Annotated in this window: 14 protein-coding genes, 2 tRNA genes and 1 pseudogene; 7 read left to right on the top strand and 10 right to left on the bottom strand. The window is 69.2% G+C overall.

The features are described from left to right. Nucleotides 1–1,636 precede the first annotated feature (1,636 nt). Nucleotides 1,637–1,783, top strand: coding sequence for a keywimysin-related RiPP (locus tag NMN56_RS23000; RefSeq protein ID WP_274045602.1), 147 nt, complete (start codon nucleotides 1,637–1,639; stop codon nucleotides 1,781–1,783). Between the two features lie 971 nt (nucleotides 1,784–2,754). Here the strand turns inward: NMN56_RS23000 and NMN56_RS22990 are convergent. The 4 genes from NMN56_RS22990 to NMN56_RS22975 form a co-directional block, all read right to left on the bottom strand. Then, nucleotides 2,755–2,982: a hypothetical protein gene (locus tag NMN56_RS22990; RefSeq protein ID WP_274045603.1), complete on the bottom strand. Its 228-nt coding sequence runs from the start codon at nucleotides 2,980–2,982 to the stop codon at nucleotides 2,755–2,757. A 126-nt stretch (nucleotides 2,983–3,108) separates the two neighbouring features. Beyond that, nucleotides 3,109–3,438, bottom strand: a complete 330-nt coding sequence (locus NMN56_RS22985; RefSeq protein WP_274045604.1) for a hypothetical protein — start codon at nucleotides 3,436–3,438, stop codon at nucleotides 3,109–3,111. Nucleotides 3,439–3,749: 311 nt separating this feature from the next. Continuing rightward, nucleotides 3,750–4,274, bottom strand: a complete 525-nt coding sequence (locus tag NMN56_RS22980; RefSeq protein ID WP_430542682.1) for a TetR/AcrR family transcriptional regulator — start codon at nucleotides 4,272–4,274, stop codon at nucleotides 3,750–3,752. A gap of 149 nt (nucleotides 4,275–4,423) precedes the next feature. After that, nucleotides 4,424–5,890 (bottom strand): MFS transporter, encoded by a 1,467-nt coding sequence (locus tag NMN56_RS22975; RefSeq protein WP_430542681.1) that lies wholly within the window; start codon nucleotides 5,888–5,890, stop codon nucleotides 4,424–4,426. 799 nt (nucleotides 5,891–6,689) lie between these two features. Here NMN56_RS22975 and NMN56_RS22970 point away from each other — a divergent pair. Then, nucleotides 6,690–7,437, top strand: a pseudogene (locus NMN56_RS22970) (site-specific integrase); the annotation flags it as partial. Between the two features lie 66 nt (nucleotides 7,438–7,503). Here the strand turns inward: NMN56_RS22970 and NMN56_RS22965 are convergent. The 4 genes from NMN56_RS22965 to NMN56_RS22950 all read right to left on the bottom strand — a co-directional run bounded on the left by NMN56_RS22965 (nucleotide 7,504) and on the right by NMN56_RS22950 (nucleotide 13,075). Then, nucleotides 7,504–9,024 (bottom strand): serine/threonine-protein kinase, encoded by a 1,521-nt coding sequence (locus tag NMN56_RS22965; RefSeq protein ID WP_274045607.1) that lies wholly within the window; start codon nucleotides 9,022–9,024, stop codon nucleotides 7,504–7,506. Nucleotides 9,025–9,299: 275 nt separating this feature from the next. Then, nucleotides 9,300–9,372 (bottom strand) — tRNA-Lys (locus NMN56_RS22960). 278 nt (nucleotides 9,373–9,650) lie between these two features. Continuing rightward, a complete protein-coding gene (locus NMN56_RS22955) occupies nucleotides 9,651–11,939 on the bottom strand; it encodes a DEAD/DEAH box helicase (RefSeq protein WP_274045608.1) in 2,289 nt (762 codons plus the stop codon). A gap of 467 nt (nucleotides 11,940–12,406) precedes the next feature. Next, the gene (locus tag NMN56_RS22950) at nucleotides 12,407–13,075 is read right to left on the bottom strand and encodes a hypothetical protein (protein ID WP_274045609.1); all 669 of its coding nucleotides are present in this window, start codon (nucleotides 13,073–13,075) and stop codon (nucleotides 12,407–12,409) included. A gap of 217 nt (nucleotides 13,076–13,292) precedes the next feature. Between NMN56_RS22950 and NMN56_RS22945 the strand changes: the two genes are divergently transcribed. The 3 genes from NMN56_RS22945 to NMN56_RS22935 all read left to right on the top strand — a co-directional run bounded on the left by NMN56_RS22945 (nucleotide 13,293) and on the right by NMN56_RS22935 (nucleotide 15,721). Next, complete coding sequence (locus NMN56_RS22945) at nucleotides 13,293–13,643, top strand: metallopeptidase family protein (RefSeq protein ID WP_274045610.1); 351 nt, start codon at nucleotides 13,293–13,295, stop codon at nucleotides 13,641–13,643. Nucleotides 13,644–13,927: 284 nt separating this feature from the next. Beyond that, the gene (locus NMN56_RS22940) at nucleotides 13,928–15,526 is read left to right on the top strand and encodes a metallophosphoesterase family protein (RefSeq protein ID WP_274045611.1); all 1,599 of its coding nucleotides are present in this window, start codon (nucleotides 13,928–13,930) and stop codon (nucleotides 15,524–15,526) included. Nucleotides 15,527–15,648: 122 nt separating this feature from the next. Then, nucleotides 15,649–15,721, top strand: a tRNA-Glu gene (locus NMN56_RS22935). A 637-nt stretch (nucleotides 15,722–16,358) separates the two neighbouring features. On the opposite strand, the gene NMN56_RS22930 is transcribed toward NMN56_RS22935, so the two are convergent. Then, nucleotides 16,359–16,511, bottom strand: coding sequence for a hypothetical protein (locus tag NMN56_RS22930; RefSeq protein ID WP_280842863.1), 153 nt, complete (start codon nucleotides 16,509–16,511; stop codon nucleotides 16,359–16,361). Nucleotides 16,512–17,083: 572 nt separating this feature from the next. Then, complete coding sequence (locus NMN56_RS22925; protein ID WP_274045614.1) at nucleotides 17,084–17,932, bottom strand: GIY-YIG nuclease family protein; 849 nt, start codon at nucleotides 17,930–17,932, stop codon at nucleotides 17,084–17,086. A gap of 148 nt (nucleotides 17,933–18,080) precedes the next feature. Between NMN56_RS22925 and NMN56_RS22920 the strand changes: the two genes are divergently transcribed. Together NMN56_RS22920 and NMN56_RS22915 are read left to right on the top strand one after the other, a co-directional pair. Beyond that, on the top strand, nucleotides 18,081–19,430 hold the full coding sequence (locus NMN56_RS22920) for a DNA cytosine methyltransferase (RefSeq protein ID WP_274045615.1): 1,350 nt from the start codon (nucleotides 18,081–18,083) through the stop codon (nucleotides 19,428–19,430). Further along, nucleotides 19,427–20,239, top strand: a complete 813-nt coding sequence (locus tag NMN56_RS22915; protein WP_274045616.1) for a very short patch repair endonuclease — start codon at nucleotides 19,427–19,429, stop codon at nucleotides 20,237–20,239. The genes NMN56_RS22920 and NMN56_RS22915 overlap by 4 nt, the downstream gene beginning before the upstream one ends. Nucleotides 20,240–20,389 lie beyond the last annotated feature (150 nt).

Here is a 20,389-nt window from a genome sequence, read left to right as displayed (position 1 = left end):
ACCTGCGAAGAAGTGGACCCGCTTCGCGGTCGTCCCCCGGAGCGGGGCGCAAGGCGAAGCGGCCACGCTCCGGCGTCCCACGACTCCCGCCCCGAAACCTTTCTCCAGGCACGAAGAAACAACCCTCTCGCTTTGCTGTACCGAAACGGCGAAGTGCCGCCGTACTCCATCCGCTGTCACAGCGGAGACACCCCAGGATCCATACCCGGGCATGCGGGAATTCAGGCTTCGCGCGATAAGCGAAGTCACGGGCATCGACCGAAGACTGCTTAAGGCACAACAAAACTGGGACATGCCCCCTCGGAACGAGCTTGGTATCAAATTGTGCACACACCCCGAAGCGATCACCAGCCAACCGCATGCGGATTAATTCCCGCACTCCCCGGAATAATTCGCCCCCGCCCCAGGGCAACAACAGCACGCGCGCCGAACTCCCGTACCACGCAAGCGGCATGGCGCCGCGTCAGCCCGTGTGCCGACAGCCCGGCACCCGACCCGCACGACGACGCCTCTCCCCCGGGCGGAGGAGGGGCACGTGGGTCGGCCGACACGCAGCGGGCGAACCCGGCACAGTCCACACGGATCCTTGCGCCGCATGCACCGACGACGAGACGCCCCGAACCCGCAGCCCCGCGCGCACCGGACGAGAACCGCAGACCCTGCGCATGGTGATGCCGGCAGAGCTGCTGGCCACCCTGTCGTCCCGAGAGGGTGAAGACGCACGCCGCGTACGCCTGGTCCGGCCTGCTTCATGACGGCGCCTACGGTGCTGGTCCTCTTCATGACGTCGCCCACGGTGCTGGTCCTCGCCTCCATCGGGCACTTCCAGGACATACGCGCCCAACCGCCGAACTCTGGCCCTCCGTTGCCACAACCTGCGCGACCGCCGACGTCACGCAGGCGACGCGTGCCACGGCGGCGGCGCGTACGACGGAGCCGACCGGTGCCACGGAGGCCGTTGAGGCCGCGTCCGTGGCGGCCCTGGTGACCGACGGTCGTGTTCGTGTCACCGGTGTTCCCGGAACAGGCGGTATGCCATGGGGAAGACGGAGCGCCGTCCTCGGTCGGGTACTGCGCCGCCACGCCCCCAGAGCCGACCTGACCGGCCGGCCCCCGCGCCGTCAAGCGCCTCGAAGGCCCGCGCGAAGGAAACCGGGCCGGACCGGCGGAAGTCCTCCGTGTGCCGCTGTTCCAACCCCGCCTCGCGCAGCACCCGTTCCCGCGGTCCGGGTGCCGTCGGCCGCCTGAGGTGGTCGAAGTCGGGCAAGGCGTCCGGCGGCACCTGCCCGGCGGGGGCTCGCGATCGCCGACATGAGCGTGGGCACGCCATGTCGGCGAAGGCGGCGAAGCTGAAGGACGCGCCGGGTACCCGTACACGGGCGACCTCGCGAGCCCACGCGTGGCGGTCCATTCCTCTCCGGCGATGCCCCCACAGAAGCCGTGCCGTCGGATTGCGGCGTGAACCGGGGCAGCATGGCGCAGACATGCTGCCCCTCATGCCTCGGATAGGCCACTTCAGGCGGTTTGAAGTCCTAAGACGCTCTATGCATCCTTCTGTATGGGACTGTGCAGGGGCTCGAATCGACCAACGGCCGTGCGAGCGAGCCGCGTTGCCCAGCGAGAAAGGAACCGTCTGATGGAGCAGCACCAGATCGAGCCCGAGGTAGAGACCGGGGTCTATGAGCCGCCGGCGATGGTGGAGGCAGGTGACTTCGCGGAGGTGACCCTGGGCCCCATGAGGGGCCTCCCCCTGGATTCCATGGGCCGCTTCAGGCACTGGTGAACGAGACGGGCATGGCGCCGGCGCCTGACAGACGGTGAGACGACCACCGCAACGGCCCGAGCCCCACCGACATCGACCGAGCCCCCGCCGCTCTCTTCGGAACGGCGGGGGCTCCTCGCCGTGCAGGGACCCGCGCGTGCGGGGCCCCTTCGTGGCCGGGAACCGGCTCGCGGCCCGCTGCCGCCGTAGCGGTGTGACGCATCCCGCCGCCTGTGGACAACGGCCGTCGGCCGCCGGTACGTCCGTCCTGCCGCCCCGTGCAAGAGCATCGTCGGACCCTGGGTGAGGCAAGTTCCACGGACCGGGACGGCGATTCAGGCCCGTCCGGGCGGGCGCCGCTGCACGGCGCGCGGGCTGATCGCCCCCTCGCCGGGTGACCTCAATGGCCCCGGCTGCCGGGCATCGACGGGTGCGGCGCAGGTCTTCGAGCCGCGGTCACCTCCGGCGGTCCGGCTGTCGGCCGACGGTGCGGGGCCGAGGCGCGGTCGAGACCGGGCTCGCCATAGCGGCTAGCGGCGGTAGCGGTTGCCCCAATTCGTCCCGTACGTCCGGGAGACCTCCCTCCCCGCGGCTGCGTGGGCCAGGGCAATGGGCCGGGTCCGGCATCGCTCGACCAGGCGTCGGCGGCCTGCGGCGGAGAGTGGAGCGTTGCGTCGCGGTGAGACACACGGTGGTCTTTCCGGGCATGCGCGGACAGGGCCGGGGCGGGGATCACGGCCCTCTCCGGTGGTCTGCCGGCTCAGTGGTTCGCCGTACGCGCTTCGCTGACCAGCGTCGGGGCCGACATCCGGCACGGCGAATCTCGGGTTGTGGCCGGATGCGACAACCCTCATGACAAACCCTGCGGCCTCCTCCAACTGCCGGGCGCTGTCGAGCCCTCCGATCACGGCCGTCCGCGCCCCAAGGTCCCCGATGAGTGCCGTGGCCAGGTCCAGGGCGGCACCGCGACAGCGGCGGCCCTCGCCATCTGGCTACGCATGTGACCGTCCGGACTGGTCCTGGTCAACGACGAACTTGTCGGCGACCCTGCCCGTCTGCCAGTCACCGGGCATCGCGTTGTAGACCGATTCGGGTTCGTTGCGCTCAGTGTGCAACTCCCAGCAGGCGTTCGCGATGGCGTCGGGCTCCGCACCGGGTCCGCCCTGGCCGTCTGTCGAGCCTGATGGCTGTGCGGAAATACGGCGGAAGAGGGAAGACAACGCGGAGCGTTGGTAACCGGCGACGCACGGCAGGGGACACCCTCTGCCAGCGAAGACTGGGAGGTGCGTGCCACAACGTGCATGCCACACACCCTGCGAGGACGACACAGATCGACCGGACAGACCCTAGTCGCGCTCACCGCCGAATTCATCGGCCAACAGGCGATGAACATCTGCCAGGAACTCCTTCCGGGACGTAGCCGATTCCAGCGCCACGTCGAACAAGTCCCTGACGTCCGACACGAAGCTCCCATGGATGGTGCCGATTCGCGGACCTTCTCCCTGCGCCCCTCCCCTCCTCTCGACCTTGACAGTCGCATCGCCGACGTCGTCGATCCTGGCCGAGAAGGCGATATCCGCCACACGCGAGGCGACTACTTCGCCGTCGAAGGTCCACTTGAGCTTTCCGGCCCTGGTTGCGGCCAACAGGTCACTGATCACTTGCGTGTCGGACATGCGTCAGTCTCACTTCTCTCAAAGGAACGACTGCACCGCGCCGCAAGGGCCCGCACCGCGAAGGGAGTTGTGGGACCGCGAGGCTCACCGCCAACCTGCCGGCTGGTTCCCCCTGAGGCAATCGGCACAATTGCCGGCGTCGGCAAAGGAGTTGGACGTTCGCGAGCCGGAACCCGCTGTTCCCGCGACCGACCCGGCACGCGGAGCCGACCCCGCACGCGGAGCCGCCCCGCACGCGGAGCCGCCCCGCACCGGAGCGATCGCAGCGGGGACTTCACCGCCGCGAGGCCCATCGAAGGAGGCGTGCGGGGTCACGCGCCCTGGGCCGAGATCAGCCGGGCAAGGTGGCGGCCGGCGATCTCCAGCGGGTCGTCGCTCCGGGCGACCTGGGCGGCGATCTCCGCCCCCTCCAGAGTGTTGATCACCATGTGGCCCAGCTCGCGCGCCTCCTCCTCTTCGAAGCCGGAAGCGCTCAGCTTGGCCGTGACCAGTTCGCGCTGGCGGTCGAAGGCAGCGGAGGCGGCGGCCTGGATGTCCGGGAAGCGACCGGCAGCCCCCAGTGCCGTAGTGGTGATGGGGCAGCCGGCCGTCCAGTCCGAGGCCCGCAGCTCAGCCGCGAGGTGCTTGCTGAAGGCGGTGACGGCGCGGGCCGGGTCGGCCTCTCCGTCGAGTACCGCCTTCAGCTGGGAGACGAACTCCTCGTTGGCGTGGGCGATCGCGGCAACGGCCAGCTCCTGCTTGCCGCGCGGGAAGAAGTGGTAGACCGATCCGAGCGTGGCCTCGGCTTCCTGGGCGATCTGCTTGATACCCGTACCGTCGTACCCCTGCCGCTGCATCAGCCGTGAGGCCGCACGAACGATGCGCTCGCGGGTCCCGAAGGTCTGCCCCGGGCCCCCGGAAGCCGGCTGCGCCTCACGTGCTGACTTCCTGTTCACGCCGCGAGGCTACCAAGCCGGGTGCGGGCCGCGGCCTGCCGCTGCGCCGCTCATACGGCCTCCAGTTCGCCCTGGCGCCCGGCGCCGGACGTCTCACTCTCCCCCTCGCCACGCTCCCCCTCCTCGCTCTTCCCCTCCCCGGCCATCTCCTCGCGGGGCAGCCAGCGCACAGCGAGGATGCCGAGGGCGAAGACGAGCAGAGCGGCGGCGCCGACGGCCACGTGCAGCCCGGTGACGAAGGCGTCCTTGGCCTGTAGTCCGTCCGCTGCCGACAGGCCGGGGGTGGCCAGGGTGGTGTCGAGGGTGCCCGCGACGTCGGGGCCGAGAAGCCGGAAGACGAGCGCGGCGAGCGAGCCGAGCAGGGAGATGCCGAGCGCGTTGCCGAGTTCGTTGCTCATCTCGGCGATGGCACCGGCAGAGCCGGCCCGCTCCGTGGGCACCGCCGCGACGGCGGTCTCGGCAACCAGGCTGAAGGAGAACCCGTAACCGACGCCCGCGATGACGGTGGAGGCGATGAACGCCCATGCGCCGCCGGTTACTCCGGCGAAGAGCAGCAGCACGAGGCCGAAAGCCATGAAGAAGTGCGAGGCGATCAGCGCGGCCCGCTTGCCGATCCGGTCGATGACCCCCGCCGTACCGATGCAGGCGGTGGTGAGTACGGCCGCCCCGGGCAGCGCGAGGAACGCCGCGCTGAGGACGCTGAACCCGAGCACCGTCTGGAGATAGACGCCGCTGAGGTAGCCGGCGGCGGCCCAGGCCACCAGGGAGAGAAGGCCGGTGAGGATGGCGACGGTGAAGACGCGGTCACGGAAGAGCTTCAGGTCCAGCAGCGGACTTTCGAGGGTGAGCTGCCGGCGCACGAACCACACGACGACGGCCACGCCCACCACCCCGACGACCATCTGCTGCGCCGAGAAGCCCTCGGCCGCTGCCACCTTGACCGAGTAGACGGCGAGCAGGATGCCGACAGCGGACAGGAACACGCTGAGCGCGTCCACCTTGCCGGGGTGGGTCTCGCGTACGTCCTTGAGGAGCACCTTGGCGAAGGACAGGAAGACCGCCACGACGGGGAGGTTGATCAGGAAGACCGACCCCCACCAGAAGTGGTTGAGGAGCAGCCCCCCGACGACCGGACCGACGGCGAAACCGGCCGCGAAGGTGGCCGCGAAGATCCCGATGGCACGGGCGCGCTGCTTCGGATCGGGGAAGAGGTTGCTGACGATCGCCAGACCGGCGGGGAGCAGCGTCGCACCACCGAGGCCCATCAACGCCCGGAAGGCGATGAGCAATTCGGGAGAATCCGTCAGCGAGGCGCCGGCCGAGCCGATCCCGAAGGTGACAGCCCCGGCGAGCAGGAACTTCAACCGGCCGTACCGGTCGCCGAGGTTGCCGAACGCGATCAGCAGCGAGGCGACGACGAAGCCGTAGATGTCAACGGTCCACAGCGCCTGACCCGCCGTCGGGTCCAACGCCTCGGTGATGCTCGGCATCGCCAGGTAGAGCACCGAATTGTCCATCGCCACGAGCGCGACCAGGCTCAGCACCAGTGTGAAACCGAGCCAGGCCCGGCGGGGTGTCGTGTGGGGTGAAGTCACCGCAATTCCTCCATGGTTGGCAACCGCCCAAGCATTAGAACGATCGCTCTATCTAGGACGCAGAACAGAACCTAGCACGCCACTAGAGCGATCGCTCTAGTCAGCTGGAGAGCGCGACATGCACCCGGTTCGGGGCATCCAACGAGTCGCTGCCGCTTCACCAGTTGGGGTCGGCGGAGGGGCGCACCTCTCCTCGCCGGGCGGAGATTGGTGCGCTCCCCAGCTATTGACGGGGCATCGCCCTGCCGGCGATGAACCGCCGCACGACCTGCGGCATCGACCCGACGCCACGGGCCGCCGCAGACGGTCAGACCGCCCAGACCCTCCCGCTCCGCGCATACGGTGCGATGCGGTGCGGCGAATCCCGCTGCCTGCGGATAACGGCCGCCGCCCAGCGCAGACCTCCCAAGCGAGGTAGCGAGGGGGATCGTCAGCAGCATCACGAGAGGCGGATCGTCAGCAGCATCACGATGAGATCTTCAAGAGCACGGCCCGGCGCGGAGTCCTGCTGTGCTTCAGCTCTCCGCAACGCGCCAACGACCAATGCGGCATGCGCCTTGAACTGTCCCTCGTTGTGCCGTCTGGCTCTGGCACGGCGGGGTGCGATGGGCTTCCCAGATGACTTGCTCAATCGGCTGGACGGAAACGCGCGGGATCAGGCAGTCGGGCTGTGTCTCCTCCCAGCGGCAGAGAACGTTGCCGCACTGGGCTGCGACCCACGGTCGAGCTGGAGTCCGGCAAGCGCCCCAAGCCCCTCCTCAGGACGGACGAGCGCGTACGGCGGTGGCGCGAGACGGGCGAGATCCCCGGATCGGTCATGGTCTGGACGCCAGCCCAGTTCGGCGCCTTCCTCGACGCGGCCGAGGGCGATCGCCGTACGCCCTCTTTCACCTGATGGGTACGGCGAGGACTGCGGCGCGGCGAGGCGGTGGGCCAGGAGTGGCTGGACATCGATCTCGAAGCCCGCCTCATCACGCCCTCCAAGGAGATCGTGGTCGACGGCTGGGACCCGTACGAGTGCGAGCCCAAGGCCGAGTGCAGCTCGAACACGATCGCCCTCGACAGCCTCAACCTGGCCGTCCTGCCGGCCCACCGGGCACGTCAGGACGAGGAGCGCCGCCGCTGGGGCCAGGCGTGGCAGAACACCGGCAAGGTCTTCACACGAGAAGACGGCTCCTGGCTGCACCCCGAGATGGCCTCCGAAGCCTTCCGTCGCATCCTCGCGACGACCGACCTGCCGCCCATCACCCTGCGAGATCTACGTCACGTCGCAGCAACCCTCACCCACGGAGGCGGGGGGTGACCTCCACGCGGTGAAGGAGACGCTCCGGCACTCGACCATCGTGCTCACGCCCGACACCTACACGAGCCTGCTCCCCGAACTCGACCGCGAGATCGCCGAGAAGGCTGCACATCTCATTCCCAGGGCTCGGCGGACCGAGGGTCACGAAGACGCTGAGGACGCGTGAGCACTGGCTGTACGCACAGTTTGCCGTCACCGCAGTTCCAGCACCTCGCACGTGGGGAGACACTCATCAACGCTCGGGGGCCAGCTCAAGGTCGCCGTACCGATGCCCGGCGAATTGGCGCAGGGCGTCCCGGAGCCGCCCGGGATTGACCGAGGCAGCCCGGAAGTCCGGAGCGTACGTGTAGATGTCGCAGCTACCATCGGGGTTCAACGTGAGCAGGTTCTCGGCCAGCCAGCGTTTCGTGGGCCGGTCCGCCTCACGGAACCACACGGTGGCGGTCGTCCGACTTCTCTTGGGCCTCCTGATGGCGACGCGCTCGACGGAATCCCATCGGATCGTGAAGTTCACCGCACCGCGCCGCCGCTGGGGATACCGGGTTGTGACGCCGACCCCCTCCTCATCCACAGTGAGCCGGTCCGAGGGCGTGGTCATCCCCCGCGCCAGGCCGACCAACGCGCCCAGCACCAGCAGCACGGCGCCCAACAGGACGCCTCCGTACAGGGCGTTTCCCAAGCGTGAGTCTCCCCCGATGCCGCCGACCAGCGTCTCGTGGCTGTCGATGGCCAGCCCTATCAAGCCTCCGAAGAAGCCCCCGAAGAGGGTCCCTTCGATGGCGGAGTTGATGCCGCTCCGCCGTATCAGGGCGACCCTTCTCTTGGTGAGTGTGACGGGAGCGCGGGCAGCCATTGGCGTTCCCATGGGCCGTGTCACGGGTTCGGTGACCGGCCCGGTGCCGCCCGAGGGCCGGGCCTGCTGGGTGGGAAGCGGGGTGGTACCGGCGGCCGGGCGGAGCATACCCAGCGCCTTCTCGACCGTGGGGCGTCGAGCGGGGTCCTTCTCCAGCAACCCGGCAAGCAGGGGAGCCAATTCTCTGGCGCGCCGCGGCGGGCGGGGCGGTTCGGTCAGGGCCGCGGTGGGGTTCCCCGCGGGGAACGGAAGCACCCCTTCGACTGCCTCGTAGAGGGTCACCCCGAGCGAGAACAGGTCGGCACGGCCGTCGGCCTCCACTCCTTGCCAACGCTCAGGAGCCATGTAGGCGGGGGATCCGATGAGCAGCGAACTGGCCGTCAGTCTCGTGTCGGTGTGTCCCGTGGCGATCCCGAAGTCCGCAAGCAGGACCTCACCGCCCGTGGCAAGCAGTACGTTGGCTGGCTTGACGTCCCGATGCATGACGCCCGCGCGGTGTGCCGCGCCCAGGGCACGCAGCAATGCCTCGCCGACCTCACCCGCCCGCTCGACGGCCAGCGGCCCTCGCGCCTTCACCTCGTCCGCGAGCGAGTGGCCATCCACCAACTGCATGACGATCCACGGGACCTCGTCCACCTCGATCACGTCGTACACGGTGACGATGTGCGGGTGGTCCCGTAAGCGCGCGGCGTTGCGAGCCTCCCGCCCCGCACGGGCAAGGAGCAGCGCACGCTCCTCCTCCGGCACCCGGCCCGTCAGCAGTACCCGCTTGACCGCGACGTCCACGTCCAGCACCGGGTCATGTGCCTCCCAGACCTGCCCGAAGCCTCCTGTCCCGAGCGAACGGCTCAGCGTGTACCGCCCGCCGATCACCGCTCCCGGCTGTGCCTCACCCGTCATCGTGACCCCGATCGCATGCTGGCATGGACAGGATAGGAAAGCAGGCGCCTCCGAGGTAGTCGACGACCGCACAGAGGCCCAGATCGGCACAGCCGTCCCATGGGTTTCTGACGCACTCGGCATCGACCGCAACCGTCTGCTGCATGCGGCGGGGCGGGCGCGTCCGCTCACGCATCGCTCACACAGAGGGGCACGAACACGAGCGGGCCCCGGCCAGAGAATCTGGCCGGGGCCCGAATACACAGGTCAGAGCCCTACAGAGAGCTTCTGGCCGGTAGGCCGTGTGGGACTCGAACCCACAACCAATGGATTAAAAGTCCACTGCTCTGCCAATTGAGCTAACGGCCCGCACCGAGCAGCATAGCCCGGGCTTCGGGCGGGCCTCGAAGGCATTCCAGGTTGAACGCCTTCGAGGCTGTTGTCGGCCAAGCCTTCGATACCGGTCCGGCTGGGACAGTCGGCCCAGCCGGGCCGTCCGAGCCAGCGGCCCTACCAGGCCCACCGGACCGACCGGCCCACCAGACCGACCGGGCAGACCGGACCGGCCGGGTCAGCGAGCCGACCCGACCAAGCGCGCCGACCCGACCAAACGCCGACCGGCCGGCAAGGCCGCTACGCCCGAGGCGTCAGCTGTTGCGCTTCCAGCGGGGCTTGTCCGCGCGGCGGTCCGGGGTGGTGCGGTCCGGGGTGCGCGAGGCGGCGCCGTTGCGGCTGGGGCCGTAGGAGGTGGAGCGGTGGTCGCCACCACGGTTGACGGGGCGACGGTCGTCGCGGCGGCCCTGGTGGTACGGGCGGTCGCCGCTACGGAAGCCGCTCTCACGGCGGAAGCCGCCACGGTCGCCCTCGCTGCGCCGGTCGTCCCGGCGTACGCCGTCACCACGGCCCTCACCACGGCCACCCTCGCCACGGCTGTCCCGGCTGTCGCCACGGCCACCGTCACGGCGGTCACGGTCACGGTCGCCGCCGCCACCTTCGCGCCGGTCGCGGTTGTACGAACGGTCGTCACGGCCGCGGAAGTTCCCACGGTCGTCACGGCGCTCGCCACCGCGGTCGTTGCGGTCGCCACCGCGGTCGTTGCGGTCGCCGCCGCGGTCGTTGCGGTCGTTGTACGGACGCCGGTCGCGGTCGCGCCGGTCGTACGAGCCGCGCTGGCCGCCACGGTCACCGCGGTCACGCGGCTCCCGGTCACGGCGGTCACGCTTCTCGCGCTCGGCACGCTCCGCACGTTCGGCGCGCTCCTGGCGCTCCGCCTCTGCCTTCGCCTCGGCCGCCATCTCGACGGCCTCCGCCTCGGCTGCGGCGGCGATGGCCGCGTCCGGGTCGTCGCCGCGCTCACGCGCCGCGCGGGCGACCAGCATCGTGGCCTCCTCGCGCAGCTCGGTGGCGCGGTGCTGGAGCCGCTCCAGCTGCCGGCTCAGCTGCTTGGCCTCACGCTCGGCCTGACGCGCCGAGTTGGCGGCCGACTCGGCCTGCACCTCGGTGAGGGAGCGGGCGCCGGTGATCGCCGCCACGTCCTCGTCGAAGACATCGCCACGGCCGATGATGTGGCGCGAGGCGTCGACGCCCGCGTCCTCCATCAGCCGGAAGATCTGCCGCCGCTGGTGCGGAAGCGCCAGCGAGACGACGGTGCCGGACTTGCCCGCGCGGGCCGTACGGCCGGAGCGGTGCAGGTAGTCCTTGTGGTCACCCGCCGGGTCGACGTTCAGGACGAGGTCGATGCCGTCGACGTGGATGCCGCGCGCCGCGACGTCCGTGGCGACGAGCACATTGACCTTGCCGCCCTTGAAGTCCTCCAGGGTGCGGGTACGCGCGCCCTGCGTCATGCCGCCGTGCAGCGCGTCGGCGCGTACGCCGGACTCGCACAGCTGCTCGGCGACACGGTCGGCGCCCAGCTGGGTACGGACGAAGATCAGGGTCCGGCCCTTGCGCGCCGCGATCGCGGAGGTGACGGGGGACTTGTCGCGCGGCTTCACGACGAGCACGTGGTGCGTCATGGTCGTGACGGCGCCCTGTGCGGCGTCGACCTCGTGGATGACGGGCTCGGTCAGGTAGCGCCTGACCAGCGAGTCGATCTCCTTCTCCATGGTGGCGGAGAAGAGCATCCGCTGACCGCCCTTGGGGATCAGGTCGAGGATCTCGGTGACCTCGGGCAGGAAGCCGAGGTCGGCCATCTGGTCGGCCTCGTCGAGGATCGCGGTCTCGACGCCGTCGAGCGAGCACGAGCCACGGTTGATCAGGTCACGCAGTCGGCCCGGGGTGGCGACGAGGATGTCCACGCCGCGCTCCAGCGCCGAGATCTGGTTGGCCATCGAAGTGCCGCCGCAGACGACCTTGAGCCGCAGGCCCAGGGTGTCGCCGTAGGGCTGGAGCGCGTCGGAGACCTGCATCGCCAGCTCACGGGTCGGCGTGAGGATGACGCCACGGGGGTGCTTGCGCTCGGTACGACCGCCGCTGAGGCGGGTCAGGAGCGGCAGCCCGAAGGAGAGGGTCTTGCCGGAACCGGTGCGGCCCCGGCCCAGTACGTCCTTGCCTGCCAGCGCGTCCGGGATGGTCGCGGCCTGGATGGGGAAGGGCTTGGAGACGCCGTTCTGCGACAGCTTGCGCACGACGGCTTCGGCGAGCCCCAGGTCGGAGAAGGTGACCTCGGCCTCTTCCGCCTCGACCTCGACTGCCTCGGTCTCTTCCACCTCGGCCTCAACTGCCTCGACCTTGGGGGCTTCGACCTTGGGTGCTTCGGTCTCGACGGCCTCGCCCTTGGGGGCTCCGGCCTCGACTGCCTCGACCTCGACTGCTTCGGTCTCGACTGCTTCGGTCTCGGCTGCCTCAGTCTCGGGGGCTTCGAGTGCTTCGGGTGCCTCGGAGACGTTGGTCGCCTCGTCCTCGGGCAGGACGTTCTCAGGGGTGGTGACAGACATGCGAAATGCGAACCTTCCGGAGTCATTCGGCACGCGCCCAGAACTCCGTGAATTCGCAAACGACCGCCTCGATGCGGTCAGCCACGGCCAGAGAGGAACGCGCCACGCGGCGCGCTCTGTAAAACGGCGCCGGGCAAATGGGATCAAACGATCTACCAGCATACGCGGCACGTGCGCCGCTGTGCAAATGAGCCCCCTCGTCCTCGCTGAACCCCGCATCCCCGCTGGTCACAGGGGTACGGAGGGCGACCAGAAACCCCAGGTCCCCGACCGCACCCGGCCACGCGCTCACGCCGATTTCCGTGGGGGTCTCTCACGCAGATCTCCATGGGGGTCTCTCACGCAGATCTCCGAGGGGGTGTCTCACGCCGAGTGCCGTGGGGCCCTCACGCCGCTCCCCGTGTGGGCCCCTCACGCCGAGTCCTCGCGAGGGGCCCACGGCGAACAGCCGTGAGGACCTGGGCCCCTCACGCCGTGCGCACGGGTGCCGAACGCCCGGATGAGGTCTCGCCCGAGGGCACCGACCTGCTGGGGGACGCCTCCGTCCTGGTGGGCGAGGGGTCCGGGTCGCTGTCGGTCGGCGCCGGGGTGGGGGAGTCCGAGGGAGAGCCGCCCGGGCCGCCGGAACCTCCCGTACCGCCAGAGCTCGCCGGCGGGTCCGGGTCCCTCGTCGGCCACGGGGCCTCGTCGGCGCCGCCCGAGGGCGAACCCGACGAGGACACCGAGGGCCCGCCCGTACCGCCGGCGCTCCCCCGTCCCCCCGCCCGGTCGCCCGTACCGCGCTTGCCCCGTGCGCCGTCCCCGCCCTTGCCGCCTTTGCCGTGCTTCCCGTGCTTGCCGTGCTTGCCGCGGGACTCCCGGTCGCCGTCCGCGTGCTCGCGGTTGCCGTCGCGCTTGCCACCGCCGCCCGAGCGCCCGCCGCCCCCGCCGTGGCCCGGCTCGTCGACGCCGCCCTCGGGCTCGGCAGCGCCACCCCGGTCGTCCGAGCTGTTCCCCACGGGCGCGGCGCCACCGCCAGGATCCTCGCCCTGCACCGTCATGCATCCGGTGAGGGAGGAAGCCACCGCGAGTATCAGCGCGCCAACGGTCGTACGGGCGACGACTGTGGCGGCGGGCGAGGTACGGGTTCGGCGCACGGCGGACCTCCAGCGCAGGGCATCGGCAAGTGCCGTGCCCAACTCCCCGTCACCCCAACAGGTCACGCGCCAGGGCGCCCACGGCGCCCCCGGCGGCGTGCGATCAACCCCGCACGGCGCCCAGCCCCTACGGCCCACGCGCCCTGCTCCGAGCAGGCAGCGAAGCCGTACACACCCGCGAGATCCATAAAGCCGGTCGACAGGCGACAATGGCCGGGTGTTGGAGATGACGCGAGAGACGTTCGAAGAGCTGGTGTCCCGGGCGCTGGACACCATCCCGCCTGAGCTGACGCGGATCATGGACAACGTGGCGGTGTTCGTCGAGGACGAACCACCGGCGGACGACCCCGAACTGCTGGGTCTCTACGAGGGAACGCCGCTCACCGAGCGGGGCGAGTGGTACGCGGGAGTGCTGCCCGACCGCATCACGGTCTACATGGGCCCGACGCTCCGCATGTGTGAGAGCTCCGACGAGGTCGTCGACGAGGTGGCCACCACCGTCGTCCATGAGGTCGCACACCACTTCGGCATCGACGACCAGCGCCTGCACGCACTGGGCTGGGGCTGACCCCTCACCCCCTCTCCAGGCGAAGGGCTGACCCCTCAGCCCTCTCCAGGCGAGGCGCTGAAGCACGGACACTCCCGCACGGGCGCTCCCACAGGCACTCCCCCCACGGGCACTCCCGCACAGGCGCTTGCTCCCGCACAGGCGCCGGGCCCAAGGACGGTGTTCACGGCCGGCCTCAGGATCTGCCGGCACTCCCGCACAGGCGCCGGGCCGAGGCCACGGCGGAGCCACCGGCTCCCGGCCACGGGGCATAGGGGTACGGCGAGAGGGGCATACCGGCCAGCATGGCCACCGTAGCCACAAAGCCACTTCGTGCCGTGGCTGGCTGGGCTCGGAAACTAGCCACGGGCGCCCAGCGCAGGTACCACGCGCACCACACCGCACCCACCGCCTCCCTCGTCCACACTCCCCACCCGTACTGGCGGGCGGTCGGCTTCGCCGCCGTGACGCTGCTGGGCGCCTGGCTCGGGCTGCTGATCGTGGGGAACGTCCATACGTCCGTCGGCCCCGTCGACACCAGCATGACGCTGCGCCCCTCCCTCACCGGCGGCACCAAGGTGAACGTCTCTCCGCTGGGCGCGCTGGAACTGCGCAGCCACTACGCGCCGCTGCGCCTCGACGTGGACGTCGACCAACTGGACCAGGCCCGCGCCGCCGCCCTGGTCGACCACCCCGAGCGCATCCAGGGGCTCAAGGACGAGGTCACCTCCGACGTCGCCTCCGGCACTCTCGGACTCGGGCTGCGCTCGGCGGTCGCGGTCGTCGCCGGCTCCTGCGCTCTCGGGCTCGCGGTCTACCGCAGGCCGCGCAGGGCGCTCGCCGCCGGCGGGCTCGCGCTCGCCCTGCTCGTGGCGTGCGGCGCGACGGCGGCTGCGACCTGGAACCCCAAGTCGGTGCTGGAGCCCAAGTTCTCCGGGCTGCTGGCGAGCGCCCCTTCCGTCGTCGGCAACGCACGCAGCATCGCCACCGAGTTCGACGTGTACCAGCAGGAACTGGCACGCCTGGTCACCAATGTGGCCAAGCTGTACGAGACGGCCTCCACCCTCCCCGCGTACGAGCCCGACCCGAGCACGACGCGCGTCCTGCACGTGTCGGACATCCACCTCAACCCGGCGGCATGGCACATCATCCGGTCCCTGGTGGAGCAGTACGACATCGACGTGGTCATCGACACGGGCGACACCATGGACCACGGCACCTCGGCCGAGAACGGCTTCCTCGAACCGATCACCGACCTCGGCGCCCCCTACGTATGGGTGCGCGGCAACCATGACTCGGTCACCACGCAGGAAGCCGTCAAGAAGCTGGGCGACGCCTCGGCCCGCGAGAAGGGCCCCCGCGGCAAGCCCGACGCCTACGTTCTCGACTCCGGAGTCCCCGTCAACGTCGCGGGGCTGCGCATCTCCGGCTGGGGCGACCCCCAGTTCACGCCCGACCGCTCCGTCGTCGCCAAGGGCGACCCGGTCGAGGAGAAAGAGGGCAGGAAGCTCGCCGGGACCCTGCGCGCGCAGAAGGAGGCGGACACCCCCGTCGACATCGCGGTCGGGCACAACCCGGTGCTCACCAAGCAGGCCGACGGGCTCGTACCGCTCGTCCTCGCGGGCCACACCCACAACCGCAGTACGGAGGTGCTCAAGGAGGACACCCGGCTGATGATCCAGGGCTCGACGGGCGGCGGAGGACTGCGTGCCGTCGAGGGCGACAAACCGGCGAAGGTGCAGGCTTCCGTGCTCTACCTGGACAGCGAGACCCACAGGCTCCAGGCATGGGACGAGATCACACTCGGCGGACTCGGCCTGTCCAAGGCGGAGGTAGCCCGCCACCTCCCGGAAGAGATCAAACCGGGAGCCACCCCCTCCCCCAGCACCCCGGACAGCGGATGAGACCCGCAGGCCCCGCGCTCACCTCGTCGAACCGCCAAAACCGTTTTGGCGAACCGTCCACGCATCCCATATGCTGCCCGAGTCCCTCCTGCGCACCGACAACGCGCGCGGGCGGACCGCCGGCCCTCATCGTCTAGTGGCCCAGGACGCCGCCCTTTCAAGGCGGTAGCACGGGTTCGAATCCCGTTGGGGGCACCGGTTTCCGGACATTTCCGGGCACATTCTGACTGAATGTGCCCGGAATCTGACTCCGCGTCAGTCGAGTTGTTTCCGATTATCGGCCACGCTTAGCGCCGAAGTCGCGCACTCAGCGACAAGCAGCAGGTGGCCATCGGGCAGATCACTCAGCCTGACAACCGCCCACCCCCGTGCTGACATGTCAGCACGGGGGTTCCCTGCGGCCCACGGGCAGGTCCTCCTGCAGTGAATCGACATCAACCTAAATCGCACCCTCGCCGAAGCAAACGCTCGCCCCGCACACACAACCAAAGTCCCAGTTGCCGTCCCTCGGCAGAACACCACGCGATCCGCAGCCCCAAGGCAACATCAGCTTCCCTAGTAGTGCTTCGTTGGGCTGGGGGTGCGTCCCGCGAGCGGTGAACGAGATGGGTAAGCGCGGGGATCGCGGCCGGACACCCGCGCTGGCGGACCGAATTCCGTCGGACGGCCACCCAGCGCGCGGTCGACAAGGTGCACGGACGGCGCGATGTTCAGCGAACTTCCCTCCAGGCGCCCGCCAGTCGCCACAGAATCCGGGACGTAATGCTGCCCAGCTAGCTCGTGGCGTTACGCCGCTCCCACCGCTTCCCCGGCATCCTCACTCTCGTCGAGCTCATCGTTCCTCGATCTCTATATCCTCGACCTTGACCACCAGATCACTGCTGGAGTCAGGCAGCTCCAGGCCGAGCCAGCCATGAAAGTCGTGCGTAGGCCAGGCGTAGGAGGACGTCAGCACGCTGATCCATGAACGTCGGATCATCCTCACGCTGACTCAGTGTTCGCAAGTGCGGGAGGTAGCGCGACTTCGCGACGCTATCGCGGCCCTGCCTACGCCGCGTGCCCCGCCGCACGCCGACCCGCGGAGGCGTCGACGCAGAGCGCCGAACCATCGCCGTCGTCCCCGGATCGACGTGCGGCGGCCAAAGCCGCCGAGGCGGAGCGGCGACCCGCGACGGCCAGCGGGCCGAGTGTGTGGCGTACCGGGATCTGCGTGGCGGCTGCGGGGGACCATCGGCTCGGGATCATCTGGCCGCGAGGTACCCGCTCTTGTCCGCGAGGCTCAGGAGCGCGACGACGCACTCGCGGGGAGCCCCCGACGAGACGCGATCCGCGACCGAGGCCGCCACGGGCACCTTTTCGCGAGGGTTCGAGACCGTAAGGCCGGGGTTCCACGCGGGGAAGATTTGAGCGGCCTGGGGCGGTACCGGCCCCGGGGAAGTGCGAATCCTTACGCCGACGTGGCACGATCCCGTGCAGCGCACGACACGGTCACGGCGTCCGAAGAGCCACCTTCCGAGCCGTCGCTGTAGCCGCCATGCTGTGCATTGTCGGGCTCTGTCAGGAAGCACCCTGGGCGGGCGAACCGCTGTCCACCGCCGCCTCGCCCTCCGGGGCGGAGAGCGGAACGCTGTCGATTGTCTGTCCATCGCGATAATACCGCGAGGCGCTAGCGTATTCGGCGGGGCCTTCCTCGTACATGACGATGTAGCCCCCAAGCGCCGTGATCTGCCAACCGCTTGAGGTCGCTTCCGAGATCCTCTTGAGGAGATCGTCGACCGAGAGCTCCGCGTCCGTGATGACGAGGTTGGCACTCTCCAGATCACCCGACTTCGCGTACCGGATGTTGTAGGGAAGCGACACCTTGAGCGCTTCCAACAGGTCCAGGACGTTTGTCTCGCCAGCTGTGAGGCCCTCGACCGGCCGCGCGAGATCGATCGGGTATAGGGCATCGAAGTGGTTGGGCTTGAGAGCGGTGTGGTCTCGCTGGCGGCCGGGGTCCCTGTTGCCGAAGCCGTTGTTGTTCCACGGGATCTCACCCAGGTCCTTGTGGTGGTTGATGAGCAGCTGTTCCGGCGCCAGGGCGGAGAAGTCCTCCGCTACGTACAGGCACGAGAAGGTCATGTCGCTCGGTGCGATTCCGCGGCGGCCCGAGATCTTCTTGAGGTGCTGTCGAAGTCTCCTGGGAAGGGACTTGTCGGCTTTGCCTACATAGACGAAGTCGTCGTGCAGGTAGAGCTGGTAGACGCCAGGGCGCTCCAGCAGCTGGCCGATGCTTTCGTCGCTCAGCGGGGCCCTGCTCAGCGTGGCGAGATCCGCCGCGAGCTGGTCACCAAGCGCCTTCGTGATGCTGAGGGTGAAGCTCCGGTGGAAGGTCGACTTTCCCGAGCGCCCTGCTGTCACCGCCATGCCCCCGCCGCCCTACCCATGATCGTTGTCGGTGATAACAGTGTGGAGGCTACGACATCACAGAAGTTCCTTCTGACCTATCGGTAATCACTGCCACTCCTCCGCGGTATGGTTTTCCCTGCGCTGTACTGCAAGGATTGGGTAGACCATGGAACGTACGTCGGTAGAACTCTTCGCGGGCGGAGGCGGGCTGGTCCAGGCCAGCACGAAGACCGGGTTCCGGCACCTGCTGCTCAACGAGTTCGCCAAGAGGGCGTGCGAGACGCTCGAAGGGAACCACTTCGACGCGTTCCCCGAGGGCACTGCGTCTGACGTGCTGGCCAAGTGGCTGGACGGGATCGATCAGCAACGCGAGTGGGGCTCCGGGGCCGCTGACGCGGGAGAGCGCCCTCTCTACCCTCCGCTGGTCACTGGAGACGTCCGACGGTTGGACATGAACTTTCTCCGGGAGCGAAAGGTCGACCTCTTGGCCGGCGGACCCCCGTGTCAGCCGTTCAGCCTTGGTGGGGTCGCGAAGGGCGACGAGGACAAGCGGAACATGTTCCCGGAGATGTTCCGGGCGGTTCGCGAGATCCGACCCAAGGCTGTTATCTGTGAGAACGTCCGAGGACTTCTCCGTCCGTCCTTCAAGCCATACTTCGACTACATCAAGCGCGAGCTCACTCTGCCGTTCGTGCAGCGCCGGGACGGCGCCACGTGGCAGGAGCACGACCGTGCGTTGCGTGAGCGGATCGAGGCGAAGGACACAGACCCGACGCAGACGTACAGGGTCACCCAACATGAGGTGAACGCCGCCAACTACGGGGTGCCCCAGATCCGCAACCGTGTAATCCTCCTCGCCTTTCGCGCTGACCTGGGCGTGGACCCGGATCTGGTCGAGCGCGCTGTGGCGCGCACCCACTCCCACGCGGCCCTCGCGCGGACGATCCTCAATGGCTCCTATTGGCGCCGGCACGAGGAGAAGGGCGCCAAGATCCCGAAACGCGTCATCGACCTGGTGACATCGCGTTATGAGAACGAGCAGCTGACGTTCGAGGGTGGTGATGACGAGCTAGAGCCGTGGCTCACCCTCCGGGACGCGGTACTGGGCCTGCCCAAGATCAACGCCCGCATGCTGGACAAGACGACGGAGCAGGAAGGCGTGCCCGATCACGTCGGATGGCCCGGAGCCCGGATCTATCACGGGCACACGCCCAACGAACTCGACCGGCCAGCCAAAACGGTCAAGGCTGGGGTGCACGGGGTGCCTGGCGGGGAGTCGGTCATGCAGCTCGACAACCTGGTCGTCGATGAGGAGACTGGGCGGAGGCGCCCCGAGCACCGGTACATGACAGTGCGCGAGGCCGCCAGGGTCATGACATTCGGTGACGGTTGGAGAATGGCGGGTCCGCGCGGTGAGCGTATGCGGCAGCTGGGCAACGCGGTTCCCGTGAAGCTGGGCGAGATCTTCACCAGCGCCGTCGCGAAGGCCCTCGACGATGCTGAGCGGCGTTCGTGAACGACGCCACCGCGTCCCGGCAAGAGGGCTGGAAGGACAAGCCGCCGCCCGAGAAGGCATGGCGAGGCCGTCAGGGGCGGACCAGGAAGGCGATCATCGCTGAGCAAGATCGTGCTGCGGGGAGCCGCGAAGAGCGTTACGTCAAGCGCAAGGACGGGGAGTACGCGCTGGGCTCGATCACGTTGAAGGTGTTGCCGAGCACTCGCCGCATCCGGGCCTATCTCCGCTGGTCGGAGGGTGGCCGTTCGCCTGCTCTCTATGTCGGTGAGGTCGGGCACCCGACGCGAGCGGCGAACCTAGACCAGGCGTGGAAGATCGCGAAGGACCGGGGCATGGTCGGGAAGCGTCCCGTCCCCGAAGACTCATGGGCGTCGTCGTCCGCCACACGATCGGTGATGCGCGGGAACCGGGGCCGCGACACGGCGCCTGAACTTCGGATCCGCTCGTTGCTGCACCAGCAGGGCCTGCGCTATCGCGTGTCCACTCGACCGCTGCCCGGCGTGCGGCGGACCGCCGACCTGGTCTTCAGTCGAGCGCGGGTCGCCGTCTTCGTCGACGGGTGCTTCTGGCACGGCTGCCCGGACCACTGTCGACCCGCCCGGACCAACAGCGATTTCTGGCGCACAAAAATCGACGGGAATCGAGCCAGGGACGCTCAGACCGATCGGTTTCTGGCGGACGCGGGATGGCGGGCCATCAGAATTTGGGAGCATGAAGATCCTGTGCGAGCGGCGCGTCGGGTCGCCGCGGCCGTTCGCGGCTTTGCGGGACAGGACATCACAGCGTCCCATGACTCAGGAGGTCGTTGATCGCGTCTGACGCACGGCGGAGGACGATGCGTCCGTCTCCGTCGCTGAACGCGAGCAGGCGCTCCCCGATGTTGATGCCAGCCTCGGCCAGCAGCCCCAAGGGCGGTCCGACGCGCCCATCGGACTCTACGGATACCTCGGCGGGTTCAC

The organism is Streptomyces iconiensis (assembly GCF_028657195.3).
Taxonomy (GTDB): domain Bacteria; phylum Actinomycetota; class Actinomycetes; order Streptomycetales; family Streptomycetaceae; genus Streptomyces; species Streptomyces iconiensis.
This window is presented reverse-complemented; position numbering and strand designations above follow the sequence as displayed.

Coding starts and splice junctions, on each gene's coding strand:
- NMN56_RS22985 (WP_274045604.1), bottom strand. CDS start 3,438: ATGTCCGACACGCAAGTGATCAGTGACCTGTTGGCCGCAACCAGGGCC.
- NMN56_RS22955 (WP_274045608.1), bottom strand. CDS start 11,939: ATGTCTGTCACCACCCCTGAGAACGTCCTGCCCGAGGACGAGGCGACC.
- NMN56_RS22975 (WP_430542681.1), bottom strand. CDS start 5,890: ATGGACAATTCGGTGCTCTACCTGGCGATGCCGAGCATCACCGAGGCG.
- NMN56_RS22940 (WP_274045611.1), top strand. CDS start 13,928: ATGGCCACCGTAGCCACAAAGCCACTTCGTGCCGTGGCTGGCTGGGCT.
- NMN56_RS22965 (WP_274045607.1), bottom strand. CDS start 9,024: ATGACGGGTGAGGCACAGCCGGGAGCGGTGATCGGCGGGCGGTACACG.
- NMN56_RS22980 (WP_430542682.1), bottom strand. CDS start 4,274: ATGCAGCGGCAGGGGTACGACGGTACGGGTATCAAGCAGATCGCCCAG.
- NMN56_RS23000 (WP_274045602.1), top strand. CDS start 1,637: ATGGAGCAGCACCAGATCGAGCCCGAGGTAGAGACCGGGGTCTATGAG.
- NMN56_RS22925 (WP_274045614.1), bottom strand. CDS start 17,932: ATGGCGGTGACAGCAGGGCGCTCGGGAAAGTCGACCTTCCACCGGAGC.
- NMN56_RS22920 (WP_274045615.1), top strand. CDS start 18,081: ATGGAACGTACGTCGGTAGAACTCTTCGCGGGCGGAGGCGGGCTGGTC.